This is a genomic window from Stenotrophomonas sp. STEN087, from assembly GCF_056759115.1.
This window is the reverse complement of the sequence record NZ_JBRRCR010000055.1, coordinates 1-26380: the sequence shown is the minus strand read 5'-3', so window position 1 is coordinate 26380 and position 26380 is coordinate 1. Positions and strand designations below refer to the sequence as shown.

Below are 26380 nucleotides of genomic sequence, written 5' to 3'. Positions count from 1 at the left end.
GGCGAGGGGGCGGCGCCGCTGGGGGCGGGGGGGGGGCCCGCCGGGGGGGCGCCACGGGGTTGGATATCGATGTCTGACAGACGTGTCGACCAACGGTCGACACCTACCAACAGCCGCAGTTGCCAGTAGAGCCACGCCATGCGTGGATGAATTCATTCGATATCCGACAGATGTGCCGACCAACGGTCGGCACCCACCAACAGCTGCATTTGCCAACAGCCGCGGGAAACTGTCAGAGGCGGGGCGGCGTGGGTGGGCAGGACCGCAGGCGCCATGGATGGCGCCTACGAGCCCCCATGGATGGGTTTACGGCGTGTCCTGACCACCTACACCGCCCCGCCATCCCACGGAATGCCGCTCCGGCTTTTGCAGTTGCCGTTGCATTGAGCAGGTGCAGGGCTGCAAGCCCTGCCGAAAACCCCCTTGGGCGTAGAATGCGGGCATGAGCGAATCCCTCGACAACCACCTGCTCCACGGCCGTCGCCAGCGCCCCGACGGGCCCTCGCCGATCGACGTCATCTCCGTCCAGTCGCAGCTCGTCTACGGCCACGCCGGCAACAGCGCCGCCGTCCCGCCGATGCGCGCCCTCGGCGTGCGCGTGGCGGAAATCCCGACCGTCCTGCTCAGCAATGCGCCGTTCTACGACACCACCCGCGGCCGCGTGCTGCCCGCCGACTGGTTCGCCGACCTGCTGCTCGGCACCCGCGAACGCGGCCTGCCGCAGCGGGCGAAGATGCTGGTCTCCGGCTACTTCGGCAGCGCCGCCAACGGTGCCGCCTTCGCCGACTGGCTGGACGAGATCCTGCCGGCCTGTCCGCAGCTGCGCTACTGCCTGGACCCGGTGATCGGTGACACCCACACCGGCCCCTATGTGGAACCCGGTCTGGAGACGATCTTCGCCGAGCGCCTGCTGCCGCACGCCTGGCTGGTCACGCCCAACGCATTTGAACTCAACCGCCTGACCGGCATGCCGGCCCTGGCCGAGGCCGATGCCATCGCCGCCGCGCGCGCGCTGCTGGCGCGTGGACCGCAGTGGGTGATCGCGCACAGCGTGGGCGGCACGCCCGGCGAGCTGGTGACCCTGGCTGTTGGGCGCGAGGAGACCTGGCGCTGGACCTCGCCGCTGCTGCCGGTGGATGTGGCCGGCACCGGTGATGTGCTGATGTCGCTGGTGGTGTCCTTCCTGCTGCGCGGCGAGACGATGCAGCAGGCCATTTCGCGCGCCATCGCCGGTACCCATGCCGCGCTGGAAGCCACCCTGGCCAACGGCTTCGAGGAGTTCGACGTGGTCGCTGCCGCGCCTGCCGCGCTGGCGGAGGCCACCCGCTTCCACGCCGAACGCGTGGCATGAGCGGACTGCAGACGCGCACGCCGCGCACGGTCGGCATCGTTGGCAGTGCCGGCGCCTACGGGCGCTGGCTGGCCCGCTTCTTCCAGCAGCACATGCAGCTGCAGGTGATCGGCCATGATCCGGCCGATCCGGCCTCGCATGCGCCCGAGCAGCTGCTGGCACAGGCCGATGTGCTGGTGTTTTCGGCACCGATCCGGCACACGCCGGCGTTGATCGCCGACTATGTGCAGCAGTCGGCCGGCCGCGAACACGGCCGCCTGTGGCTGGACGTCACCTCGGTGAAGGATGCGCCGGTGCAGGCGATGCTGGCCTCGCAGGCCGAAGTGGTCGGCCTGCACCCGATGACCGCACCGCCGAAGGCACCGACCTTGAAGGGCCGGGTGATGGTGGTCTGCGAGGCGCGGCTGCAGCACTGGCAGCCGTGGGTCGACAGCCTCTGCGCGGCCCTGCAGGCCGAGTGCGTGCGCGCCACGCCGCAGCACCACGACCAGATGATGGCGCTGGTGCAGGCCATGGTGCATGCCACCCACCTGGCGCAGGCCGGTGTGCTGCGCGAATACCAGCCGCAGCTGGGCGACCTGGCCGCGATGATGCCGTACCGCTCGGCCTCGTTTGAACTGGATACGGCGATCATCTCGCGCATCCTGTCGTTGAACCCGGCGATCTACGAAGACATCCAGTTCGGCAACCCCTACGTGGCGCCGATGCTGGATCGGCTGGTCGGCCAGCTGCAGGCACTGCAGGCGCAGGTCGAGCAGGGCGACGACGCGGCGCGTGGCTGGTTCCGCGAGCAGCTGCTGGCCGCCAACCACGACGCCTTTGGTGAGCCCGCGCTGGCCGCGGGCAACTACACCTTCGAGCGCGTGGGCTACCTGCTGGCCGACCTGACCGAGCGCAACGCCTTGTCGGTGCACCTGCCGGAGGATCGGCCGGGTTCACTGCGTGAGCTGCTGCACGTGTTCGAGCAGCACAGCATCAGCCTGGCCTCGATCCACTCGTCGCGTACGCCGGGCGGCGAGGTGCATTTCCGTATCGGTTTCGTGGCGGGCAGCGATCCGCTGGCCATCGCGCGCGCGGCGGTGGCTGTCGATGCCAGCGGCATCGGCCGGGTGCTGGGGCAGGCCTAGTCATCCACAGGCGGTGTGGATGATTTCTGAGCAAACGTGTGGATAACCGCGTGCAGCCCTTGGCAGGCAAGGCTGTCAAGATGGTTGGTGAAAAATTGACCACGCAAATTTTCATACCCGGCGGGCGGAGCGTGTCGACCAAGGTCGACAGCTACCAGAGCGGGTCAGTAGCGCCGGGCGATGCCCGGCGAACCTCAGATCGTCAACCGCAGCTCGCCGCCACTGGTGGTGAACTCACGGCCATTGCGCACCAGGTGGCGGCCGTCATCCAGCTCATACCGCGGGCTGGTCTCCTCCCTCTGCCCGCTACCGCTGGCATCGGGCTTGAACTCGATGATGATGTGGCTTTCGCCATTGGCGTCGACTGCAGGGAACTGACGGAACGACATCGTGCACCTCCTTCAGCGGATCCTTCGGTTTCGACGCCAGCTTGGGCCGGCCGGTGTTAGCCGGCCGTCAATCAATCGACGAACTGCAGTCGCGCCAGCTCCGCATACAGTCCACCTTCAGCCAACAGCTGCGCATGCGTGCCTTCGGCGACGATGCGGCCCTGGTCCATCACCACGATGCGGTCGGCCTTGAGTACGGTCGCCAGGCGATGGGCGATCACCACGGTGGTGCGCCCGGCCATCAGCCGTTCCAGTGCCTGCTGCACGCTGTGCTCACTCTGCGCATCCAGGGCGCTGGTGGCCTCGTCGAGCAGCAGGATGGGTGAATCCTTCAGCAGGGCGCGGGCGATCGCCACGCGCTGCTGCTGGCCGCCGGAGAGGCGCGCGCCGCGCTCGCCCAGCTCGCTGTCGTAGCCCTGCGGCAGGGCGCGCAGGAAACCATCGGCTTCGGCCGCACGCGCCGCGGCTTCGACCTCGGCATCGCTGGCCTGCAGGCGGCCGTAGCGGATGTTGTCGCGCGCACTGGTGGCGAACAGGGTCGGCTGCTGCGGCACCAGCGCAAGCTGCGCACGCAGGTCGGCCGGATCGACTTCGCGCACGTCGTGGCCGTCCACGCAGATGCGGCCACTGGCCGGATCATGGAAGCGCAGCAGCAGCGACAGCACCGTGCTCTTGCCGGCGCCGGACGGGCCGACCAGGGCCACGGTCTCGCCGGGACGCACGTTCAGGCTGAAGTGGTCCAGCGCCGGCTGGTCCGGCCGCTGCGGGTAGTGGAACACCACGTCGTCGAACTGGATCTGCCCCTGCAGCGGCTGCGGCAGCGCATGCGGCTGCGCGGGTGCACGGATCTCGATGTCTTCCTGCAGCAGCTCACCGATGCGGCCCATGCCGCCGGCCGCGCGCTGCAGTTCGTTCCAGACTTCGGCCAGCGCGCCCACCGAGCCGCCGCCGATCAGTGCGTACAACACGAACTGGCCGAGGGTGCCGGCACTCAGGCGGCCATCGATGACATCGTGCGCGCCGAGCCAGAGCACGCCGACGATGGCGCCGAACACCAGCAGGATGGCGCTGGCGGTGACCAGCGACTGCGCGCCGATGCGGCGGCGCGCGGCGGTGATGGCATCGCCGAGCGCATGGTCGAAGCGACCGCGCTCGTAAGGCTCGCGGGCATGCGCCTGCACGGTGCGCACGGCGCCCAGGGTCTCGCTGGCCAGGCTGTTGGCATCGGCGATGCGGTCCTGGCTGTTGCGGGCGACCACGCGCAGCTTGCGCGCGCCGATGATGATCGGCAGCACCGCCAGCGGGATGCCCAGCAGCGACCACGCCGCCAGCCGCGGGCTGGTGACGAACAGCATGGCCAGGCTGCCGACCACGGTCACGCTGCTGCGCAGGGCCACCGACATGGTCGAGCCGACCACGCTGCGCAGCAGTTCGGTATCGGCGGTCAGGCGCGAAACCAGTTCGCCGCTGCGGCTGCGGTCATGGAAGCCGGCGCCGAGCTGGATCAGGTGGGCGTACAGCTGGCTGCGCAGGTCGGCAACGACCTTCTCGCCCAGCAGCGACACGAAGTAGAAGCGCGCGGCGGTGCCCAGCGCCATCACCACCGCCACCAGCATCAGCAGGGCGAAGGCGCGGTTGATCTGGCCGCCGCTGCTGAAGCCGTGGTCGATCATCTGCTTGACCGCCGGCGGCAGGCTCAGCGTGGCCGCCGAGGAGACCGCCAGGGCCAGCAGCCAGGCGGTGAACAACCCGCTGTGGCGGCCCACGAACGGCCACAGCGTACGCAGGCTGCCCAGGCGGCGCAGCGGCGGGGTTGAAGCGGACGTCTCGTCCTTGTCAGTCATCCTGGTCGTCATCTTCTATGCGGATACGGTCACGGGTGGCGTCGCGCAGGCGGATTTTCAATGCGTCGACCTGGTCGGCGGGCAATTCCACCCGCAGGCGCACACCGTTGGCATCGAACTGTTCATCGCGCTTCTCGGCGGCAAAAGCGGGCAGGGCGGCGTGCAGGGTGCCCAGATCCTCGAAGCCGGCCAGCAGCTGCAGGCGTGCCATTGCCACCAGCGGCAGGCGTGGCGCGGTACGCAGGCATTCGGCGGCGGTGCCACCGTAGGCGCGCACGAGGCCGCCTGCACCCAGCTTGATGCCGCCATACCAGCGGGTCACCACCACCACGACGCGGTCGAAGCCCTGGCCATCGATGGCCGCCAGGATCGGCCGGCCGGCGGTGCCTGCAGGCTCGCCATCATCGCTGGAACGGTAATCCTGGCCGTGCCGGTAGGCCCAGCAGTTATGGGTGGCATCGGCCACGGCCACCTGCTGCAGGAACGCCAGTGCACCCGCGCCGCTGTCGATGGGTGCGGCGTGGGCGGTGAAGCGGCTGTGCTTGATGTCCAGCGTATGGCTGACGGGCTGGGCGAGGGTATCGGGCATTCCCACCATTCTACGGGGTCGGCGCGGGCCTGCCTCAGTCGTCCAGCAGCGGGCGCAGGTCCTTGGGCAGGCGCGCTTCGGGATACAGCTGCAGGTAGCGCTCCAGGCTGGCACGGGCCAGGTCGCGCTGGCCGTTGTCGCGGCGCTCGCGGATTTTCTGCAGCCACTGCCGCCGCGGCAGCGAGGCGTCGGCGGCCACTTCGGCGTGCACCGCCGTGGCGCTGAGCGCGGCGTCGCTGGACCGGCGCAGCATCACCCCCGGTGCGCTGGTCGGTGCGGTGGCGTTGGCCTTGGATGCCGCCGGTGCCGCACGGCGTTGGCTGCGCACCGCGTCGGCGCTGGCCGCAGCTGCGCCCTGGACCGAGTCCATTTCCATTGCAGCTGGGGCTGGAGCCGAGTACGCGACCGACGCTGGCGGCGCTGCGGCGGGTGCAGCGGGTGCAGGAGGCGCTGGCGGCGCGAAGACGGCCTCGGCAGCGGGCTCGGCAGGCCGGCTGCGTGCGGCCATGCGCGGTGCGGGTTCGGCCGCTGGCGGGGCTGCCTGCGCTTCGGGCGCACGTGCAATGACAGCCTTGGCAGACGGCGCCGGTGCCGGTGCCGGTGCCGCAGGCGCCACCTGTGGTGCGGGCAGCGGCGAAGGCGGCGGTGGGGGCGCGATTTCGGCTGCAGCGGACATGGCCTGCGGCGCCTGGGCATCGGCTGCTGCAGGTTCGTCGGCCACGGGCGCAGCGACGATCTGTGCTTCCTGTGCCGGCACGACCGGCTGCTCCGGCCGCATCTGCCAGGCGATGCCGACCGCAAACACCATCGAGGCAGCGATGCCGAACACGGCTGGCCAGCGCGGCCGTTGCCGGCGCGCGCGCGCGGTCGACGGCGTAGCGCTGTCGGCTGCTGCGGGTGCGTCCCCGGCAGCAGCGTCCCCGGCAGGCGTGGACACCGACGCGCGCGCGGCCGCCAGGATCGCCGCGTCCAGCGCAGCGGGCGGGGCCTGGTCGTGGCGGCGGCCGATCAGGCCGGCCAGCGCACGTTCTTCAGGCGACAGGGGATCGTCTCGGTTCATGCCTTCAGTCCCGCACGCAGCTTGTCCATCGCATAGCGCAGCCGCGATTTCACCGTTTCCCGGCCGACGCCGGTGATCTGGCCGATCTCCTCCAGGCTCAGTTCCTGTTCCAGCCGCAGCTGCAGCACTTCGCGCTGCTCGGGCGGCAGGTCGTCCATCGCCAGCTGGATGCGCCGGCGCTGCTCGAATTCAGACAGTTCAGCTTCCGGGGTCTGCCCGTCTTCCAGCGCGGCCAGGCGCAGGTCGGCATCGGCCGGCGCGGCAGGGCGGTGGCGGGCAGCACGCCAGTGGTCGTTCAGGCGGTTGTGCGCGATGCGGAACAGCCACGTGCTGAATGCGGCATCGGGCTGCCAACCGGCGCGCGCGCTGATCACCCGCTGCCAGACGTCCTGGAAGATCTCCTCGGCCAGCGCGGTATCGCGCAGTTGCCGCAGCAGGAAGCCGAACAGGCGCTTGCGATGGCGCGCGTACAGGCTTTCGAACGCCTGCAGGTCGCCGCCCGCCCAGGCCAGCATCAGCGCTTCATCGGTTGGCAGGGCGGTCGCTTCCACGGCAGACAGGGTAAGGCCTGCAGGCGGTGGCGCATAGCCGGTGGCGGGGGCGGGCAGGGCGCAGTTCACGGCAATTCGTGGGTGGGGGTCCACATGAACAACGTCCGGGGGCACGAAACGGGGTTTGCGGGCTTCCATTGCCCCCCCTGTGCCGCGTTATGCTCGCGCACTCAGGGGAGGCGACGCAGTAGCGGCGCCAAGAGAACGTCATTTTGTCCACGCAAGCCGACCGTGTGTCATCGCTGTCACCTCACGAGGCCGTCTTGAGCACGGCGCTGGTGCGCGCGCTGCATGCGCTGCTGCCGGACACCGCGATCGTGCGGGTGGGCTGGAACGACCCGCAGCTGGGCGGTGGCCAGGACAGCTGGCCGCAGGGCGCCAGCGAAGCCGAGCTCGACTGGGACCAGACGATCTGGGAGCACACTGTTTGGGAGCAGGCTGCCTGGGAGCACGACGGCGCACAGCTGTCGCTTCGGGTGCGCGGAGGGTCGCCGTCGGAGGCCTGGTGGGGGGTATCGCGGCAGGCGATGGAACTGGCCCTGCAGCGCGGCCGCCAGGCGGGGCAGATCCGCGCACTCGAACAGGCTGAACGCCTTCAGCAGGCGCTGTTCCAGATCGCCGATCTGGCCGGTGCCGATCTGGAGATGGGCGAGATGCTGCGCCACGTGCACGGCGTGCTGGGTTCGCTGATGTACGCGGAGAACTGCTACATCGTCGAGTACGACGATGTGCGTGACCAGATGCGCTTCCTGTATTTCGCCGATCAGGTGGATGAGTTCGTGGCCGACCCCACGATCAGCTACGACGCCGGGCAGATGCCGCGCAGCCTGACCGTGGCGCTGCTGCGCCATGGCAAGCCGCTCAGTGGCCCGTCGCGCGAACTGCTGGCCGATGCCGAGGAAGAGCACGATCCCGAGCGCGGCCCGGAAAGCCTGGACTGGCTGGGCGTGCCGATGCTGCGCGATGGCCGCGTCTGTGGCGCCATCGTGGTGCAGAGTTACGAACAGGCCGCGCTGTATGGCGAGGCGGAGCGCGCGTTGCTGGGCTTCGTTGCCCAGCACGTGCAGACCGCGATGGACCGGCGCCAGGCGCAGGTGCGGCTGGAACAGCAGGTGGAACGGCGCACGCTGGAACTGCAGCGCGCCAACCGCAGCCTGCAGGACGAAGTGGCCGAGCGCCGCCGTGGCGAACAGCTGCAGACCGCCCTCTACAACATCGCCGAAATGGCCATGTCGGCCGACAGCCTGGCCCAGTTCTACGGCCAGGTGCACGGGGTGGTGGGCCGGTTGCTGGATGCGCGCAATTTCTACATCGCCCTGGTCAACGCACGCGGCGACGGCCTGGATTTCGTCTATTCGGTGGACGAGCACAACAGCTCGCGCGCGCCGCGTGCGTTCAGCCGCGGCCTGACCGAATACGTGGTGCGCCACCGGCGCCCGCTGCTGGCCTCGCGGGCGCAGATCGACGCGCTGCTGGCCACCGGTGAAGTGCATGAATCCGGTGCGCGCTCGCACTGCTGGCTGGGCGTACCGCTGCTGCGCGACGACGAGGTGGTCGGCGCGATCGTGGTGCAGAGCTACACCGACCAGATTGCCTTCAGCGTGCACGACCAGCGCCTGCTGACCTTCGTGGCGCAGAACATCGGCACCGGCCTGGCCCGCCAGCGCGATCAGCAGCAGCTGCGTTCTGCGCATGCCGAGCTGGAAAAGCGCGTGGAAGAGCGCACCCGCGAGCTGGGCGAAGTGAATGACAAGCTGCTGGGACAGATTGCCGAGCGCCTGCGCGCCGAGCAGCGCCTGACCCACCAGGCCATGCACGATGCGCTGACCGGCCTGCCCAACCGCCTGCACCTGCTGGACCGCCTGCAGGACGCGCTGGCCCTGGCCCGCCGCGAAGGTGGCCCGGTGTTCGCGATGCTGTTCCTGGACCTGGACCGCTTCAAGCTGGTCAACGACAGCATCGGCCACGCCGCCGGCGACCGCATGCTGGTGGAAGTGGCCAAGCGCATCGTGTCCATGGCAGGCGACGGCGACGTGGTCGCGCGCCTGGGCGGTGATGAATTCGCGGTGCTGCTGCAGTGCCCGCAGGGCCTCGGCCAGGCCCTGGACTTCGGCCAGCGCCTGCTGCTGGCCCTGCAGGAATCGATGTGGATCGCCGGGCGCGAGCTGTTCCCCTCGGGCAGCCTCGGCATCGCCCTGTGGAACCCGCACTACCGCACCGGCGAAGAACTGCTGCGTGACGCCGACGCGGCGATGTACCGGGCCAAGGCCCAGGGCCATGACCGCTGCGCGATCTTCGACGAGGACATGCGCGAGCAGGCGATGCGCAGCCTGGACCTGGAAGCGGACCTGCGGCGGGCGATCAACAACCGCGATTTCGTGCCGTTCTACCAGCCGATCGTGCGCCTGTCCGATGGCGAGGTGGTCGGCCACGAGGCGCTGCTGCGCTGGCAGCACGAGCGCCGCGGCCTGCTGCTGCCCGGCGCCTTCCTGGAACTGGGCGAGGAAAGCGGCCTGATCGAGCAGGTCGACTGGCTGATCTACGAGCAGGTCATCGCCGGCCTGGCCGACGGTGGGCGTGGCTATGTGTCGGTGAACGTGTCACCGCGGCACTTCCGCTCGGCCGATTTCAGCAAGCGCCTGTTCGGCCTGCTGGAAGCCAACGATGCCGACCCGCAGCGGTTGCGCCTGGAAATCACCGAAGTGGCGCTGCTGGATGATGGCCCGCACACGCTGCGCATCCTCAAGGGGCTGCGTGAGCGGGGCATCCAGGTGCAGTTGGATGATTTCGGCACCGGCTTCTCGGCGCTGTCCTACCTGCACCGGTTCCCGATCAGCACGCTGAAGATCGACCAGAGCTTCATCGCCGGCCTGCATGGCCCGGAGGCGCAGAGCACGCGCGCGCTGGTGGAAGGCGTGTTGTCGCTGGCGCGCACGCTGGGCATCGAAACCATCGGCGAGGGCATCGAGACCGAAGCCCAGCAGCAGAGCCTGTTCGAGCTGGGCTGCGACTACGGCCAGGGCTACCTGCTGGGGCGGCCGGCACCGTGGACGCGCGCGGTGGCCTGAGCCACCGCGCAGGTCCGGCGACTCAGCGCAGCGCGGCGCGGCGCTTCTCGTCGATCCACTTCGAGGCCTGGGCCGGCTCGTACGCCTGCATCCAGGCCAGCATCTCGTCGATGTCCGAGCCGTACCACAGGTCCTGGCGCTGTTCCGGGTGCAGGAACCGCTCTTCCACCATGCGGTCGATCATGCCGATCAGCGGGGCGTAGAAGCTGTCCACGTCGAGGAAGGCGCAGGGCTTGTTGCCGATGCCGAGCTGGCGCCAGGTGAGCATCTCGAAGATCTCTTCCATGGTGCCGAAGCCGCCGGGCAGGGCGACGAACCCGTCGGACAGATCGAACATGCGCGACTTGCGCTCATGCATCGAACCGACGATCTCCAGTTCGGTCAGGCCGCGGTGGGCCACTTCCCAGTCGGCCAGCTGGCGCGGGATGACGCCGGTCACTTCACCACCGGCGGCCAGCACGGCATTGGCAACGGTGCCCATCAGGCCGACGTTGCCGCCGCCGTAGACCAGGCGCATGCCATCGCGGGCGATGCGGTCGCCCAGCGCCATGGCGCGTTCGGTGTAGACCGGCTTGCTGCCAGCGTTGGAGCCACAGTAGACGCAGAGGGACTTCATGGGGGATTCCTGTCTCTTGGTGCGGAAACGAAAACGCCCCGCCGGCAACCGGGTCAGCGGTCGCGGGCGGGGTGTTGGTCGATCATGACGCGTTGGCGTGGGTTACGCGGCGGCGGCCTGCTCACGGCGCGGGCCTTCACGCAGGGCGCGACCGACCAGGCCCACCAGCAGGTCCAGCTCGTCGCTGTCCATGCCGAAGTGCGGGGTGAAGCGCAGCGAGTTCTCGCCACCGTGGATCACGTTGATGCCGTGCTGGCGCAGCCATTCCTCGGTGGAACCGGCGCCATAGCACTTGAACTGCGGGGCCAGCTCGCAGGAGAACAGCAGGCCGGTGCCCTGCACCTTGGTGATCAGCCCGCCCAGCTCGCTCTTCAGCTGTTCCAGCTTGCGCACGGCCTCGGCGCCGCGTTCGGCGATGTTGGCGCGCACCTGTGGGGTCAGCTGGGCCAGGGTGGCGCAGGCCACGTCCAGCGCACGCGGGTTGCTGGTCATGGTGTTGCCGTAGATGCCCTTGCGGTACAGCTGCGCGGCATGCTCGGTCACCGCCAGTACAGACAGCGGGTACTGTGCGGCGTTGAGCGCCTTGGAATAGGTTTCCATGTCCGGCGGGTCCAGGCCTTCGAAGCCCGGGTAATCCACCACCGACAGCACGCCGTGGGCACGCAGGCCAGCCTGGATCGAATCGAGCAGCAGCAGGCTGCCATGGGCGCGGGTCAGCTCGCGGGCAACTGCATAGAACGCCGGCGGCACCGAGCGGCCCGGGTCACCTTCGCCCATCACCGGCTCCAGGAACACCGCTTCGATGAACCACTGGTTGCGCTCGGCATCCTCGAACACCTTGCGCAGGCCCGCCTCGTCGTACGGCGCGACGGTGATCACCGAGTCCTCGCCACGGTAGCTGGCCAGGTGCTGCTGGTAGCTCTTGCGGCTGGAATCGGAATACAGCGCCGGGCGATCGGTGCGGCCGTGGAAGCTGCCCTTGATGACCACGCGCTTGATGGCGGCACCGGCATGGCGCGCGCCCGGGTCGGTCTGCAGCTTGGCGTTGACGTCGGCGATGCGCGCGGCCAGGCCGACCGCTTCCGAACCGGAGTTCAGGCACATGAAGCGGGCGAACGGGCAGCCGCCACGACGGTGGCCGATCTCTGCGCGCAGGGCGGTGATGAAGCGCTGCTGCGACAGGCTCGGGGTCATGATGTTGGCCATCACCTGCGGGCGGGACATCGCTTCGAGCACCGCATCAGGGGTGTGGCCGAAGCCGAGCATGCCGTAGCCGCCCGCGTCGTACAGCACCGCGCCCTTCAGGGTGACCACCCACGGGCCGCGTGCGGCCAGCGCCACGTACGGGGTCACCGCGTCATCGGCATAGAAATTGACGAAGCCGTCCTGCATCGCATCGATCTGCGCCTGCTCGTCCTGCGCCAGCAGCGGCCCCAGTTCCTGCTGCAGGCGCGCGAACTCGGCGGCGGCGGCGTCCACGGCGGCAACCAGCTGCGGGTGGCGGGCGGACAGTGCGGTCAGGGTGGCGTCGTCCAGGCCGGTCGTGAGGCGGGTGCCGGGCTGGGCGCGGAGGGGGGCGAGGCGTTCGATGAAGCTCATTGCAGATCTCCTGAAACGTTGGGTCGCACGGGCCTTCAAAAGCAAAACGCGCGTCATCACGCGCGCTTGGTGCGGACTCGTGCTGCGGACTTCCTTCCCGATGCTAGCACTTGTTTTTTTGCGCGATAACCCCGCAGAAACCTGCTGCATAGCAGCATATTGCCCGACGTTCGGCACGAAGCACGCCGGCTCGCAGGCGCTGGACGTACAATGCGCGCCATTGTCGACCTGTTGCCGATCACTGCCTTGAAGAAGTCCGATTTCCACTACGACCTGCCGGCCGAACTGATTGCCCAGGCGCCCCTGGCCGAACGCTCGGCCAGCCGTCTGATGCTGGTACCGCCGGCACCGGCCGCCTTCGCCGATGTGCAGGTGCGCGACCTGCCGTCGCTGCTGCAGCCGGGCGACCTGATGGTGTTCAACGACACCCGGGTGATCCCGGCGCGCCTGTTCGGGCGGAAGGCCAGCGGTGGCCGCGTGGAGATCCTGATCGAGCGGCTGCTCGGCGCCCAGCAGGCCCGTGCCCAGGTCGGCGCCAGCAAGTCGCCCAAGGCCGGCAGCCGCATCGCCCTGGATGCCGGTGGCGAGGCCGAGGTGCTGGGCCGCGACGGCGAGTTCTACGTGCTGCAGTTCCACGTGCCCGAGTCGCTGGAGCAGTGGCTGCTGCACGCCGGCCGCCTGCCGCTGCCGCCGTACATCCAGCGCGAGCCGGGCCTGGACGACCGCGAGCGCTACCAGACCGTGTTCGCCCGTGAAGTGGGCGCGGTGGCCGCACCGACGGCCGGCCTGCATTTCGACGAGCCGCTGCTGGCGGCGCTGAAGGCGAAGGGCGTGGAGTTCGGCCACGTCACCCTGCATGTCGGCGCGGGCACCTTCCAGCCGGTGCGCGCCGATGACCTGAAGGACCACGTGATGCACCGCGAGTGGCTGAACGTGGGTGCCGAGCTGGTCCAGCAGGTGCGCCGTACCCGTGAAGCGGGCGGCCGGGTGATCGGCGTGGGCACCACCGTGGTACGCGCGCTGGAAAGCGCGATGCGCGATGGCGAGCTGCTGCCGTTTGCCGGCGAGACCCAGATCTTCATCACCCCGGGCTACCGCATCCGCAGCGTCGACGCGATGGTGACCAACTTCCACCTGCCGGAAAGCACGCTGCTGATGATGATCTCCGCGTTCGCCGGCAAGGACCGCGTGTTCGAGGCCTACCAGCACGCGATCGAGCAGCGCTACCGCTTCTTCAGCTACGGCGACGCGATGCTGCTGTTCCCGCAGGCAGGCTGACCTCTGCCTGCCGGCGGGAGTGACATCCACGCATGGCGTGGATCTACTACCGTCCAATAGATCCACGCCATGCGTGGATGAATCCGGTACCCCCGGCCATCTCCGGCGGATCTCGCCGCCGGGCATGGCCCGGCGCTACCGGAGCAGGGAAGGCGGTTTTGGGAGACAATAGGCGACTATTTGCCTGAACGACCGCTCCATGTCCCGATTGCAGTTCCAGCTCCAGACCCGCGACGGCCGTGCCCGCCGTGGCCGCCTGACCTTCCCGCGTGGCACGGTGGAAACGCCGGCTTTCATGCCGGTGGGAACCTATGGCTCGGTCAAGGGCATCCTGCCGGACCAGGTGCGTGCGCTGGGCGCCGAGATCATCCTCGGCAACACCTTCCACCTGTACCTGCGGCCGGGCCTGGACATCATCGCCGACCACGGCGGCCTGCATGGCTTCTGCCAGTGGGATGGCCCGATCCTGACCGACTCCGGCGGCTTCCAGGTGTTCTCGCTGGCCCATCGCCGCAAGATCACCGAGCAGGGCGTGACCTTCGCCTCGCCCACCGACGGTGCCCGCGTGTTCCTGGGACCGGAAGAGAGCATGAAGATCCAGAAGGTGCTCGATTCGGACGTGGTGATGATCTTCGACGAGTGCACCCCGTACCCGGCCACCGAGGACGTGGCCCGCCGTTCGATGGAGCTGAGCCTGCGCTGGGCGCAGCGCAGCCGCAACGCGCATGACGAGCTGGGCAATGACGCGGCGTTGTTCGGCATCGTCCAGGGCGGCGTGCATACCGACCTGCGCAGCCGCTCGGCCGAGGCCCTGCAGGCGATCGGCTTCGACGGTTATGCCATCGGCGGCCTGGCCGTGGGCGAGCCGGAGCACGAGCGCAACGCCATGCTCGACCACCTGGACCCGGAGCTGCCGGGCGACCGCCCACGCTACCTGATGGGCGTGGGCCGGCCGGAAGACCTGGTCGAGGGCGTGGCCCGTGGCGTGGACATGTTCGATTGCGTGATGCCGACCCGCAATGCCCGCAACGGCCACTATTTCACCTCGTTCGGCACCGTACGCATCCGCAACTCGCAGTATGCGCGCGACATGGACCCGATCGAGCCGGGCTGTGGCTGCGTGGCCTGCAGCGGCGGCTACACCCGCTCGTACCTGCGCCACCTGGACCGCTGCAACGAGATGCTGGCGCCGATGCTGGGCACCCTGCACAACCTGTTCTACTACGAGAAACTGATGGCCGACATCCGCGCGGCCATCGAGGCGGGAACCTTCCAGGCCTTCCGCGAGTCCTTCTACGCAGCACGCGGGGCGGTTGCGCCGCCCCTGTAACACCGCCGCACCCCTGCCGAACGGCCCAAGGACGAACGTCCGGGGCCGTGGCATACTTCAAGGCTGACCCAGATCCGCGGTCGACACCCTGCGCCCGTCAGACGGGCCTGAGCGCCGCCCAACCAAAGGACCAACGATGAACCTGCTTGCTTTCCTGATTCCCGCCGCCCACGCCCAGGCCGCCGGCGGCCAACCGCAGGGCATGGGCCTGACCACGCTGCTGTTCCCGATCATCCTGATCGCCATCATGTACTTCCTGATGATCCGCCCGCAGATGAAGCGGCAGAAGGAGCACAAGGCCATGCTGGAGAAGATCAAGCGTGGTGACGAAGTGCTGACCAACGGCGGCATCGCCGGCGTGGTCACCGACATCGGCGACAACTTCATCACCATCGAAGTGGCTGACAACGTGCGCATCCGCGTGCAGAAGGGCGCTGTCGGCAACGTGCTGCCGGCCGGTACCCTGAAGTCGGCCCAGTAAGCCACTCCCTTTCCGATGCACAACCGCGGCGCCGGGGATGGCGCCGCGCGGGACCCAAGCAATGCTCGAATTTCCACGCTGGAAGTACGTCGTCATCCTGATCGTACTGGCGCTCAGTGCCCTGTACGCGCTGCCCAACATCTACCAGAAGGACCCCGCCGTCCAGATCACCGCCAACCGTGGCGGCACGGTCGACGACGCGCTGCGCGACCGCGTGCTGGCCGACCTGAAGAAGGCCGGTGTCACCACGATCGGCGCCGAGAAGGAAGGGGAAAGCCTGATCGTCCGCCTGCCGGACCTGAAGGCCCAGTCCGCGGCCAGCGATGCGCTGCGTGACACCGTGGGCGAGAACTACACGGTGGCCCTGAACCTGGCCTCGACCGTGCCGGACTGGCTGGCCAAGCTGGGCGGCAAGCCGATGGTGCTGGGCCTGGACCTGCAGGGCGGCGTGCACTTCGTGCTGCAGGTCGACCAGAAGGCCGCGCTGGACAAGCGCCTGGACGCCTACACCGAAGACGTGCGCAGCACCCTGCGTGACGCGCGCATTCCGTACCAGTCGGTCGAACGCCGCGCTGACAACACCATCGTGGCCAACCTGAGCCCGTCGGCCGGTGACGATGCCGCTGCAAATGCCCGCACGGCGCTGGTCAAGTCGCAGCCGACCCTGGGTTACGACGTCAGTGGCAGCCGCATCACGGTGACCATCCCGGACACCGAGATCTCGCAGATCGCCAACGGCGCCATCGAGCAGAACATCAACACCCTGCGCAACCGCGTGAACCAGCTGGGCGTGGCCGAGCCGATCATCCAGCGCCAGGGTGCCGACCGCGTGGTCGTGCAGCTGCCGGGCGTGCAGGACACCGCCGAAGCCAAGCGCATGATCGGTGCCACCGCCACCCTGGAATACCGTGCGGTGGTCGAGGGCAATGCGCAGGACGCGATCGCCTCCGGTCGCATCCCGCCGGAAGCCAAGGTCTACCAGCAGCGTGATGGCCGCGGCCCGATCCTGCTGAACAAGCGCGTGATCGTCACCGGCGACCAGATGGTCGGCGCACAGGCGGTGACCGACACCAACAGCGGTGCCCCGGCGGTCAGCGTGACGCTGAACAACGTCGGCGGCCAGCGCATGTTCGACTTCACCAGCGCCAACGTGAACAAGCCGATGGCCGTGGTGTACACCGAGCGCGTGCCGACCGTGACCGTCGTTGACGGCCAGGAAGTGCGTGGTTTCAAGGTCAACGAGGAAGTGATCTCGGTGGCCAACATCAACGGCGTGTTCGGCAAGAACTTCCAGACCACCGGTCTGCAGAAGAAGGAAGCCGAGGACCTGGCCAAGCTGCTGAAGTCCGGCTCGCTGGCCGCGCCGATGGACTTCGTCGAAGAGCGCGTGGTCGGCCCGAGCCTGGGTGCGGAGAACGTCAAGAACGGTATCACCGCGGTGGTCTACGCGTTCCTGTTCACCCTGGTGTTCTTCACCATCTACTACCGCATGTTCGGCCTGATCACCTCGCTGGCGATGCTGTTCAACCTGCTGATCGTGGTGGCGGTGATGTCGCTGTTCGGCGCGACGATGACCCTGCCTGGCTTCGCCGGCCTGGCGTTGTCGGTCGGCCTGTCGGTGGACGCCAACGTGCTGATCAACGAGCGTATCCGTGAAGAGCTGCGTGCCGGCGTGCCGGGCAAGACCGCGATCGTGACCGGTTACGAACGTGCTTCGGGCACCATTCTCGACGCCAACCTGACCGGCCTGATCGTCGGTGTGGCCCTGTTCGCCTTCGGCACGGGTCCGCTGAAGGGCTTCGCCCTGACCATGATCATCGGTATTTTCGCCTCGATGTTCACTGCGATCACCGTGTCGCGCGCCCTGGCGACGCTGATCTATGGTCGTCGCAAGAAGCTCCAGAACGTGGCCATCTGACGGGACGACACGCACATGAAAATTTTTCCGCTGCACATCCTCCCGAACGACACCCAGATCGACTTCATGCGCTGGCGCCATGTCGCGATGGTCGTCACGATCATCGTGTTCCTGGCATCGATCGGCATCATCGGCTTCAAGGGCTTCAACTACGCCCTGGACTTCACCGGCGGCACCCTGATCGAAGCCCGCTTCGATCACGCGGTGGACGTCGAGCAGGTCCGCACCAAGCTCGAGGACAATGGCTTTGAAGGCGCCCAGGTGCAGAGCGTCGGTGGCAACACCGACCTGCTGATCCGCCTGGCCCCGCACGGTGAGCACGCCCCGGGTACCGGTGCGGCCGCCGCCGAGGACAAGGCCACCGCTGCGGCGGTGGTCAAGGCGCTGTCCACCGCCGACAACCAGGCCACCGTGCTGCGCAACGAGTTCGTTGGCCCGCAGATCGGCAAGGACCTGGCGATGAATGGTCTGTACGCCACCATCTTCATGCTGGCCGGCTTCCTGATCTACATCGCGGTGCGCTTCGAATGGAAGTTCGCGGTCACCGCCAGCATCGTGGCGATGTTCGACCTGATCGTGACGGTGGCTTACGTGTCCCTGCTGGGCCGTGAGTTCGACCTGACCGTGCTGGCCGGCCTGCTGTCGGTGATGGGCTTTGCGATCAACGACATCATCGTGGTGTTCGACCGCGTGCGAGAGAACTTCCGCAGCCTGCGCGCCGAGCCGATGGAGGTGCTGAACCGTTCGATCAACCAGACGCTGTCGCGTACGGTGATCACTGCGGTGATGTTCTTCCTGTCGGCGCTGGCGCTGTACCTGTACGGTGGCAGCTCGATGGAAGGCCTGGCCGAGACGCACATGATCGGTGCGGTGATCGTGGTGCTGTCCTCGATCCTGGTGGCGGTGCCGATGCTGACCATTGGTGCGCTGCGCGTGACCAAGCAGGATCTGCTGCCGAAGGCGAAGGACGTCGAGGCCCTGGCCCGTCGCCCGTAAGCCCCCGCTGCACGCAACACACAGAGAACCCCGCGCAAGCGGGGTTTTTTGTTGGCAGGGCTTGCAGCCCTGGTACGCGTCATCGCATGCGCGCTGTCGCTCCCACGCTTCGCTGTGCGAACCGTGGGCCCCACTTACCAGCTCCCAGACCCCCGCCGCTTCGCGGCCGCCCCCTGACTCAGGGGGCTTTGCCCCAGACCGGTTCCCCGCGGCTGTTGGGAACTGCTGGTGGTGGGTGCCGACCATTGGTCGGCACATCTGTCAGCTATCGAATGAGTCATCCACGCATGGCGTGGCTCTACTGTGTCGATCTTGGTCGACACGATTTTCCCGTCGGATATCGATATCCGACCCCGTACCGACCAACGGTCGGCACCCACCAGAGCAGAAAGCCGTTCTGACAGATCGCGGAGAACTGTCGAAGGCGGGGTGGGTCCGGTTGAGGGGGTGTGAGCGCCATGGATGGCGCGACCAAGCCCCCATGGATGGGTTCACGGCGTCCCCCTCAACCGGACCCACCCCGCCAACCCACGGAACGCCAGCTTCTGAAGTTGACGTTGCTGTCGCTTGAAGCAGGTGCAGGGCTGCAAGCCCTGCAAAAAGAAAACCCCACCCTACGCCAGCGTCGGTTGTGCAATCTTCCCCCGCGCACTACGATCCTGCGGTTCGCGCGCGCCTGCGCGCGCCCGTATTCCTGCTGAGCGCCCCGTGCGCCGCATCTGCCAACCCGAGGTATCCATGGTCATCAAACCGCGCGTCCGCGGCTTCATCTGCGTCACCACCCACCCGACCGGCTGTGAGGCCGCGGTCAAGCAGCAGATCGACTACATCCGCGCCCGCCCGCCGATCCAGAACGGACCCAAGCGCGTGCTGGTCATCGGTGCCTCGACCGGCTACGGCCTGGCCGCGCGCATCACTGCCGCCTTCGGCAGCGGCGCCGCGACCCTGGGCATCTTCTTTGAGCGCCCGGGCAGCGAAACCAAGCCGGGCACCGCGGGCTGGTACAACTCCGCCGCGTTCCACAAGTACGCCGACGAAGCCGGCCTGTACGCCAGGAGCATCAACGGCGATGCCTTCTCCGATGAAGTGAAGGCCAAGACCATCGAGATGATCAAGGCCGACCTCGGCCAGGTCGACCAGGTCGTCTACAGCCTGGCCGCGCCGCGCCGCAAGCACCCGAAGACCGGCGAGATCATCAGCTCGACGCTGAAGCCGATCGGCGAGCCGATCGTCCTGCGCGGCCTGGATACCGACAAGGAAGTGCTGACCGAGACCCATCTGCAGCCGGCCACGGCCGAGGAGATCGCCGGCACCGTCGCGGTGATGGGCGGCGAAGACTGGCAGATGTGGATCGATGCGCTGTCCGAGGCCGGCGTGCTGGCCAACGGCTGCACCACCACCGCCTTCACCTACGTGGGCGAAGAAATCACCCAGGCGATCTACTGGAACGGTTCGATCGGCGCAGCCAAGAAGGACCTCGACGACAAGGTGCTGGGCCTGCGCGCATCGCTGGCGAAGATCGGCGGCGACGCCCGCGTGTCGGTGCTGAAGGCGGTGGTCACCCAGGCCAGCTCGGCCATCCCGACCATGCCGCTGTACCTGTCGCTGCTGTTCAAGGTGATGAAGGCGCAGGGCACCCACGAAGGCTGCATCGAGCAGCTCGACGTGCTGTACGACATCCTCTACGGCGGCAAGGCTGACGGCGTGGCCGTCGACCGCCTGCGCCACGACCTGGTCGATGGCCAGGGCCGTACCGTCGCCCTGGTGGACGAGGAAGGCCGCCTGCGCGCCGACTACAAGGAAATGGCCCCGGAAGTGCAGGGCAAGGTGCTGGAGCTGTGGCCGCAGGTGACCAACGAGAACCTGTACGAGATCAGCGACCTGGCCGGCTACAAGGCCGATTTCCTGCGCCTGTTCGGGTTCGGCGTGGAAGGCGTCGATTACGAAGCCGACGTCAACCCGGACGTGAAGATCGCCAACCTGGTCGATCTGACCTGACGCGATAGGCGGTAGCGCCGGGCCATGCCCGGCGGATGCCGTGGATGCCGCTGCGCTCGCCGGGTATGACCCGGCGCTACCTCCGCGGTCGGTGATAGTGCCAGTCGCTGGCCGGCATCAGCGGATTCAGCCGAAATCGAAGTTCATCGACGGCAGTGCCGGGCCGACGAAATCGCCCTGCACGTAGTCGACGCCCGCGCTGAACAGCAGGGTCATCGAGTTGGCATCGCTGACGAACTCGGCAATGGTGCGGATGCCGGCTTCCTGCGCACGCGCGGTGATCTGGCTGATGCGGTCGATGTTCTCGCGGGTCGCCGCCAGGTCACTGGTGAAGCCGCGATCCAGCTTGAGGAACTGCGGCTCGAAGTGGGCCAGCAGCTGGAACGAATCCAGCCCCGAACCAAACTGCTCCAGGCCGATCCGGCAACCCAGCGGGGCGACGTCGGCGAGGAACTGCTGCGCGGCACGCAGGTGGGTGAACACCTTCACCTCCGGCGCATGCAGCCACAGCCGCTCGCCCGGCACGCCCTGTGCCTGCAGCTGCTGGCGCAGCGTGGCGATCATCTTCGGGTCGTCGAACGACTCAGGGGTGACCTTGACCAGGATCTGGGTGTCATGGCCGACGCGCGCACGCGCGCCCAGCACGCTGATCGCCTGCGAGACGACCCAGCGGTTGATGTCGCCCAGCAGGCCGTGCTCCTCGGCGATGCCGAGGAAGGCGGTCGGGCTGAGCAGCTCGCCGTTGTGCTCCAGCCGCAGGTAGGCCTCGTACAGTTCCAGCGGCTCGCCCTGCAGGTTCAGCACCGGCTGGTAGTGCAGCTGGAATCCGTCGCCGGCCAGCGCCTCGCGGATACGCGCGACCCAGCGCTGCACGCGCTCTTCCTCGATGCGGTCGACCGCGGCCGGGTCGAAGATACGCGTGGTATTGCCGAGGGCGGCAGCAGCCTGCGCACATTCGCTGGCACGCGCCAGCACCTGGCCGATGCTGGCGATCTTCTCGCCCACCTGCACGCCGCCAAGGCTGACGGTGACCGTGGCCGATCGCGCGCCGATGGTGAATACGTGTGCGGCAAAGGCTTCGCGGATGCGCTCGGCCATGGCCAGCGTCTGTGCGTAGGGGCCGGACTGCAGCACCGCGAAGCTGTGTTCGCCGAAGCGTGCCATCTGCGCGTCTTCGCCCACCACTTCAGCCAGCAGCGCGGCCATCGCGCCGATCAGGGCGTCGGCCGAGTCCAGCCCGATATCGGGGATCAGGCGCGCGTAGTGGTCTGGTTCGACCAGCAGCAGGCCGAACTGGCCCTCGCTGCGCCCGGCCTGGGCCACCGCATCTTCCACCTGCAGCATGAAGGTGGGGCGGTTGAGCAGGCCGGTGACCTGGTCGCGCTGGCGCAGGTCTTCGACCTCGCGGGCCAGTTCGGTGTCCAGTTCCAGGCGGCGGCGGAACACCACCTGCAGGCAGGATTCGCCTTCGTAGGTGGCGGCGGTGAATTCCATGGTGGCCGGGAACGCGCTGCCATCCTGGTGGCGCGCGTCCAGCTGGTACTGCGGCGGCGGCGCCTCGCCACGGCTGAGCGACTTCAGCAGCTGCTTGAAGCTGTCCACGTGCTGGGCGGCGACCATGTCCAGCAGCGAGATGCCTTCGATATCGTCGAAGTCCTCATAGCCGAACATGTCCAGATAGGCATCGTTGGCACGGATGTGCATGCCCTCGTGAACGTAGGCGATGGGGTCGCGCGAAGAGGCGATCAGGGCATCGCAGCGGCGCTCGGTCTCGCGCATCTGCGCCTCGATGCGGCGCAGGCCACGGCGCGCCTGCAGGTCGACCCACTGGTCGCGCACCACCGCCAGCAGGTGGTCGTTGCGCTGGCGCAGGGCGAGGGCACGGACACCGTTGCTGCTGGCCTGGACCAGTTGGTCCTCGTCGATGCGATCGGCCAGCAGGACCAGCGGGATGTCCTTGCCGCTGGCGGCGATGTGCTGGGCCACCAGTGGCAGCGGGATGCCCTGCGACGGCGAGGCCAGCACCAGGTCGATGGCCTGGCTGGCCAGCACCTGCGACAGCTCGGCCGCATCCTGCGGCCGCCACGGGCGCACGGCGATGCCGCTGTTGCGCAGGGTGCTGACGATGGCTTCGGCGTTCTCGCCGCTGTCATCGACGATCAGCAGCCGGATGGTGATGTCGTTCGCGTTCTGCATGCACTGCTCCCCAATCTGCAAATCTAGATACACGATGCGCGCCAGTCCGTCCATGCGCGCGCCCCTTGCAGCGTTGGAACGGCGATGCGGTTCACACCACGCTGCCCGCGGCATGGCCGCTGGCCCAGGCCCACTGGAAGTTGTAGCCGCCCAGCCAACCGGTCACGTCGAGCACTTCGCCGACGAAATGCAGGCCGGGCACGCGCTTGGATTCCATCGTGGCCGACGACACCTCGGCGGTATCCACGCCGCCCAGGGTGACCTCGGCGGTGCGGTAGCCCTCGGTGCCGCTGGCCACCAGCGGGAAGGCGCCCAGCAGCTGCCCGGCCTGGCGCAGCACCGGCTCGTCCAGCTGCCGCACCGGGCGGTCCGGCAGCCAGTGTTCGCACAGGCGCTGGGCCAAGCGCTTGGGCAGCACCTCGGCCAGCACCGTGCGCAGTTCGGCCGCTGGGCGGTCGCGCTTCATCTGCCGCAGCCACTCGGTCGCGTCCTGGCCCGGCAGCAGGTCCAGCTCCAGTGCATCGCCGGGTTGCCAGAACGAGGAGATCTGCAGGATGGCCGGCCCGCTGACGCCGCGATGGGTCAGCAGCATGAAATTCTGGAAGCTTTTGCCGTTGCAGCGCGCCTCGACCGGCAGGGCGACGCCGCTGAGGTCGGCCAGCCGCTCCTGGTGGGTGCCACTGAGGGTCAGCGGCACCAGGCCGGCGCGGGTGGGCAGCACCTGGTGGCCGAACTGGCGGGCCAGCTCATAACCAAAGCCGGTGGCGCCCATGCTCGGGATGGACAGCCCGCCGGTGGCCACCACCAGCGAGGCGCAGTGGAACAGCCCCTGGCTGGTGTGCACGCGGAAGCCATCGCTGCCGTGTTCGATGCGCTGCACGCTGCAGTTGGTGCGGATCTGCACGCCCGCCGCCTGGCACTCGTCCACCAGCATCTTCACGATCTGCTTGGACGAGATATCGCAGAACAGCTGCCCCAGCTCTTTTTCGTGATGGGCGATGCCGTGCTTGTCCACCATCTCGATGAAGTGCCACGGCGAATAGCGCGCCAAGGCCGACTTGCAGAAATGCGGATTGGCGGAGACGAAGTTGGCCGGGGTGGTGCCGGTGTTGGTGAAGTTGCAGCGGCCACCACCGGACATCAGGATCTTCTTGCCGACCTTGTTGGCATGGTCGATCACCTGCACGTGGCGGCCGCGCTGGCCGGCGGTGATCGCGGTCATCAGGCCAGCCGCGCCGGCGCCGATGACCAGCACGTCGCAGCGGATCGTGCTCATGCCTTGGCGCGCTTGCGCCAGTTCGGAATGATGTCGAGCTGCATCTGGTCGTTGATGATCTGCACTTCGCCATCCTGGATCAGCACGCTGAACCGCATGGCGCGCTGGATCTGCTGGCCCCACTGTTCGACGAAGGCGCCGTCGAGGTCGACCACCGACAGGTTGTCGAAGCGGGCCAGGGCCTTGCCCTGCTTGTTCCACCAGATTTCGGAGGCATTGCCGCCGTAGTTCACCACCTGCACCTGCCGGCTGCGGCTGCAGGCCTTGCGGATGCGCGACTCATCGGGATGGCCGAGGTCGATCCACTGCAGGATGTCGCCGGTGTAATCGTGGTTCCACAGGTCCGGCTCGTCGTCGGTGCTCAGGCCGCGGCCGAACTCCAGGCGATCGTCGGCGTTGAGGGCGAAGGCGAGCAGGCGCACCATCAGGCGCTCGTCGGTTTCCGACGGGTGCTGGGCCAGAGTCAGGTTGTGGGTCGCGTAGTAGCCGCGATCCATGTCGCTGATCTGCAGCTCGGCCTTGCGGATGGTGGCGGTGAGGGCCATGGGGAATCCGTGCACTAAAGACGACCATGATAGAGGTTTGCCCGAAGGGTGTCCGTGGTCGGGGTGTCTGCCGGGCGTCAACGGTGGCACCCTTGCTGTCTTACCGCTGATGGACCGCATATGACGACGCTGCCCAGCCGCCTGCAGCTGCCGCCAGGGGACTGGTCGAACCTGCTCGACGGGCTGTGCGCGCGTTTCCCGCGCATCGACCGCGCGCAGTGGCAGGACCGTTTCGCCCGCGGCCGCGTGCAGGACGTGCAGGGCAGGGCGCTTGCGGCGGACCAGCCCTGGCAGGTCGGGCTGGAGATCCTCTATTTCCGTGAGGTCAGCGATGAACCGTCCATTCCGTTCATCGAACGCATCCTCTACCAGGATGAGCACCTGCTGGTGGCCGACAAACCGCATTACCTGCCGGTGACCCCGGCGGGCGGCTACGTGCGCGAGACGCTGCTGGCGCGCCTGGTGGCGCAGACCGGCAATGCCGACCTGGTGCCGCTGCACCGACTGGACCGGCTCACCGCCGGGCTGGTGCTGTTCTCGCAGCAGCCGGATTCGCGCGACGCCTACCAGCGCCTGTTCCGCGAGCGGCGCATCGACAAGACCTACGAAGCGCGGGCGCCGGCGCTGCCGGGCCTGGTGTTTCCGTTGCAGCGGCTGAGCCGGATCGTGGCCGGCGAGCCGTTCTTCCGCATGGCCGAAGTGCCGGGCGAGGTAAACGCGCGCACCACTGTTGAGGTGATCGCGGCTGACGGCGCGGTCTGGCAGTACCGGCTGCAGCCGGAAACCGGGCGCAAGCACCAGCTGCGGGTGCATATGGCGGCCTTGGGCGCGCCGATCCTTGGCGATGACCTGTACCCGCAGCTGCGGCCGGCGGCCGATCCGTTGCAGGCGCCGCCGTTGCAGCTGCTGGCGCGGGCCCTGGCGTTCCAGGATCCGCTGAGCGGGGAGCGGCGGGCGTTCAGCAGCGAGCGCGCGTTGCAGCTGCCGGAAAGGCGCTGATCAGCGCGGTTGCAGCCTCACGGCTTCACACGGGCCAGCCAGCGGTCCAGCTCGGCGGCGAACAGCTGGCGGTCGCGCTGGCCCAACGGCGGCGGGCCGCCGGTCTGGACGCCTGCGCCGCGCAGTTCTTCCATGAAATTGCGCATCGACAGCCGCTCGGCCATGTTGTTGGCGGTGTACAGCTGCCCGCGCGGGTTCAGGGCGACGGCCTTCTTTTCCAGCACCAGCGCGGCCAGCGGGATGTCCTGGGTGACCACCAGGTCGCCGGCGGCCACCCGTTCGACGATGGCGCTGTCGGCCACGTCCAGGCCCTGCGGCACCTGGATGGAGCGCAGCCAGCGCGAGGGTGGGGTGCGGATCCACTGGTTGGCGACCATGGTCAGCTCCAGGCCGACCCGCTCGGCGGCGCGGAAAAGGATGTCGCGAATGACGCCGGGGCAGGCGTCTGCATCGACCCAGATCCTCGGTCGGCCCTGTTCAGCTAGGGTTTCAGCTTCAGTCATCTACCCAGTGTAGGGTAGGAAAATCCTGAATGGGGACTCGGGTTTAGCCTCGATCCGGTGCCAAGCCTTGCCACGCCTAGCGGGGCAGGCGATGCGAATGAATGTCAGGGCTATCGCTTTTTCCCCAAAACACGCGTATCGTTCGACCCACTGTGTTTGCTAGGGTCACCGTGAATCGTGGCCTGGTGCAGTTGATCTCACGATCCGCTCATCGATCCGCTTTACCAACGCCTGCAACTCAGTCTCGGCCCCGATTCCCGGTGGCTGCGATTTTTTCAACATGTGTTTCAGGAGTTAGTCAAATGTCTGATCGTCAGACCGGCACCGTCAAGTGGTTCAACGACGCCAAGGGCTTCGGCTTCATCACCCCGGAAAGCGGCCCGGACCTGTTCGTGCACTTCCGTGCCATCCAGGGCACCGGCTTCAAGACCCTGCAGGAAGGCCAGAAGGTTACCTTCATCGCCGTCCAGGGCCAGAAGGGTATGCAGGCTGACCAGGTGCAGGCGGTCTAATCCGTCTGCTACCGTTTGGTAGCCAGAAACGCCGGAAGCGAAAGCTTCCGGCGTTTTTTTATGCCTTCTGTAGAGTAGGGGGGGGGGGGGCGGGGGGGGGGGGGGGGGGGGGGCGGGGGGGGGGGGGGCGCCTGAGGGGGAGGGCGACGGGCCC

Annotated in this window: 22 protein-coding genes; 11 read left to right on the top strand and 11 right to left on the bottom strand. The window is 68.0% G+C overall.

The window, feature by feature from the left end; translation table 11 throughout:
• Positions 1–442 precede the first annotated feature (442 nt).
• Together pdxY and ACVOK1_RS14300 are read left to right on the top strand one after the other, a co-directional pair.
• The gene (pdxY, locus tag ACVOK1_RS14305; protein ID WP_481562454.1) at positions 443–1351 is read left to right on the top strand and encodes a pyridoxal kinase; all 909 of its coding nucleotides are present in this window, start codon (positions 443–445) and stop codon (positions 1349–1351) included.
• Positions 1348–2478 carry a prephenate dehydrogenase gene (locus tag ACVOK1_RS14300; protein WP_481562453.1) on the top strand — a complete coding sequence of 377 codons (1131 nt, stop codon included), beginning with the start codon at positions 1348–1350 and terminating at the stop codon, positions 2476–2478. The genes pdxY and ACVOK1_RS14300 overlap by 4 nt, the downstream gene beginning before the upstream one ends.
• A gap of 194 nt (positions 2479–2672) precedes the next feature.
• On the opposite strand, the gene ACVOK1_RS14295 is transcribed toward ACVOK1_RS14300, so the two are convergent.
• From ACVOK1_RS14295 to ACVOK1_RS14275, 5 genes are all read right to left on the bottom strand, one after another.
• Complete coding sequence (locus tag ACVOK1_RS14295) at positions 2673–2867, bottom strand: hypothetical protein (RefSeq protein WP_481562452.1); 195 nt, start codon at positions 2865–2867, stop codon at positions 2673–2675.
• 71 nt (positions 2868–2938) lie between these two features.
• On the bottom strand, positions 2939–4711 hold the full coding sequence (locus ACVOK1_RS14290) for an ABC transporter transmembrane domain-containing protein (protein ID WP_481562451.1): 1773 nt from the start codon (positions 4709–4711) through the stop codon (positions 2939–2941).
• Complete coding sequence (locus ACVOK1_RS14285; RefSeq protein WP_116865346.1) at positions 4704–5300, bottom strand: IMPACT family protein; 597 nt, start codon at positions 5298–5300, stop codon at positions 4704–4706. Before ACVOK1_RS14285 ends, ACVOK1_RS14290 begins: the two co-directional genes overlap by 8 nt.
• 34 nt (positions 5301–5334) lie before the next feature.
• Positions 5335–6360, bottom strand: a complete 1026-nt coding sequence (locus tag ACVOK1_RS14280; protein WP_481562450.1) for a hypothetical protein — start codon at positions 6358–6360, stop codon at positions 5335–5337.
• Positions 6357–6911 (bottom strand): RNA polymerase sigma factor, encoded by a 555-nt coding sequence (locus ACVOK1_RS14275; RefSeq protein ID WP_275427005.1) that lies wholly within the window; start codon positions 6909–6911, stop codon positions 6357–6359. Before ACVOK1_RS14275 ends, ACVOK1_RS14280 begins: the two co-directional genes overlap by 4 nt.
• Before the next feature lie 263 nt (positions 6912–7174).
• Here ACVOK1_RS14275 and ACVOK1_RS14270 point away from each other — a divergent pair, with 263 nt between their 5' ends.
• Positions 7175–9979, top strand: a complete 2805-nt coding sequence (locus tag ACVOK1_RS14270) for an EAL domain-containing protein (RefSeq protein WP_481562449.1) — start codon at positions 7175–7177, stop codon at positions 9977–9979.
• 22 nt (positions 9980–10001) lie between these two features.
• Here ACVOK1_RS14270 and ACVOK1_RS14265 read toward each other — a convergent pair whose 3' ends face one another.
• Both ACVOK1_RS14265 and ACVOK1_RS14260 read right to left on the bottom strand, forming a co-directional pair.
• Positions 10002–10595 carry an LOG family protein gene (locus ACVOK1_RS14265; protein WP_481562448.1) on the bottom strand — a complete coding sequence of 198 codons (594 nt, stop codon included), beginning with the start codon at positions 10593–10595 and terminating at the stop codon, positions 10002–10004.
• Positions 10596–10697: 102 nt separating this feature from the next.
• Complete coding sequence (locus ACVOK1_RS14260) at positions 10698–12194, bottom strand: aminotransferase class III-fold pyridoxal phosphate-dependent enzyme (protein WP_481562447.1); 1497 nt, start codon at positions 12192–12194, stop codon at positions 10698–10700.
• A 210-nt stretch (positions 12195–12404) separates the two neighbouring features.
• Between ACVOK1_RS14260 and queA the strand changes: the two genes are divergently transcribed.
• The 6 genes from queA (at position 12405) to fabV (ending at position 20195) form a co-directional block, all read left to right on the top strand.
• Positions 12405–13472 (top strand): tRNA preQ1(34) S-adenosylmethionine ribosyltransferase-isomerase QueA, encoded by a 1068-nt coding sequence (gene queA, locus ACVOK1_RS14255; RefSeq protein ID WP_481562446.1) that lies wholly within the window; start codon positions 12405–12407, stop codon positions 13470–13472.
• Positions 13473–13671: 199 nt separating this feature from the next.
• Positions 13672–14802: a tRNA guanosine(34) transglycosylase Tgt gene (tgt, locus tag ACVOK1_RS14250; protein ID WP_079221572.1), complete on the top strand. Its 1131-nt coding sequence runs from the start codon at positions 13672–13674 to the stop codon at positions 14800–14802.
• Positions 14803–14938: 136 nt separating this feature from the next.
• Entirely contained in the window at positions 14939–15283 is a 345-nt protein-coding gene (gene yajC, locus ACVOK1_RS14245) for a preprotein translocase subunit YajC (protein WP_057498089.1), read from the top strand.
• 61 nt (positions 15284–15344) lie between these two features.
• A complete protein-coding gene (gene secD, locus ACVOK1_RS14240; RefSeq protein WP_481562445.1) occupies positions 15345–17201 on the top strand; it encodes a protein translocase subunit SecD in 1857 nt (618 codons plus the stop codon).
• A 15-nt stretch (positions 17202–17216) separates the two neighbouring features.
• Positions 17217–18197, top strand: a complete 981-nt coding sequence (secF, locus tag ACVOK1_RS14235; RefSeq protein ID WP_150454554.1) for a protein translocase subunit SecF — start codon at positions 17217–17219, stop codon at positions 18195–18197.
• A gap of 738 nt (positions 18198–18935) precedes the next feature.
• Positions 18936–20195, top strand: coding sequence for an enoyl-ACP reductase FabV (gene fabV, locus ACVOK1_RS14230; RefSeq protein ID WP_481562444.1), 1260 nt, complete (start codon positions 18936–18938; stop codon positions 20193–20195).
• A gap of 126 nt (positions 20196–20321) precedes the next feature.
• Here fabV and ACVOK1_RS14225 read toward each other — a convergent pair whose 3' ends face one another.
• The 3 genes from ACVOK1_RS14225 to ACVOK1_RS14215 form a co-directional block, all read right to left on the bottom strand.
• Positions 20322–22391, bottom strand: coding sequence for an EAL domain-containing response regulator (locus ACVOK1_RS14225; protein ID WP_481562443.1), 2070 nt, complete (start codon positions 22389–22391; stop codon positions 20322–20324).
• 91 nt (positions 22392–22482) lie between these two features.
• Positions 22483–23667: a BaiN/RdsA family NAD(P)/FAD-dependent oxidoreductase gene (locus tag ACVOK1_RS14220; RefSeq protein ID WP_481562442.1), complete on the bottom strand. Its 1185-nt coding sequence runs from the start codon at positions 23665–23667 to the stop codon at positions 22483–22485.
• Positions 23664–24212, bottom strand: coding sequence for a YaeQ family protein (locus ACVOK1_RS14215; RefSeq protein WP_481562441.1), 549 nt, complete (start codon positions 24210–24212; stop codon positions 23664–23666). The genes ACVOK1_RS14220 and ACVOK1_RS14215 overlap by 4 nt, the downstream gene beginning before the upstream one ends.
• Positions 24213–24332: 120 nt before the next feature.
• On the opposite strand from ACVOK1_RS14215, the gene ACVOK1_RS14210 reads away from it, so the two are divergent.
• Positions 24333–25211, top strand: coding sequence for a pseudouridine synthase (locus ACVOK1_RS14210; protein WP_481562440.1), 879 nt, complete (start codon positions 24333–24335; stop codon positions 25209–25211).
• Positions 25212–25228: 17 nt separating this feature from the next.
• Here ACVOK1_RS14210 and ACVOK1_RS14205 read toward each other — a convergent pair whose 3' ends face one another.
• Positions 25229–25714 carry a YaiI/YqxD family protein gene (locus ACVOK1_RS14205; protein WP_481562439.1) on the bottom strand — a complete coding sequence of 162 codons (486 nt, stop codon included), beginning with the start codon at positions 25712–25714 and terminating at the stop codon, positions 25229–25231.
• 302 nt (positions 25715–26016) lie between these two features.
• Between ACVOK1_RS14205 and ACVOK1_RS14200 the strand changes: the two genes are divergently transcribed.
• Positions 26017–26226, top strand: coding sequence for a cold-shock protein (locus ACVOK1_RS14200; protein ID WP_004153307.1), 210 nt, complete (start codon positions 26017–26019; stop codon positions 26224–26226).
• Positions 26227–26380: the final 154 nt, after the last annotated feature.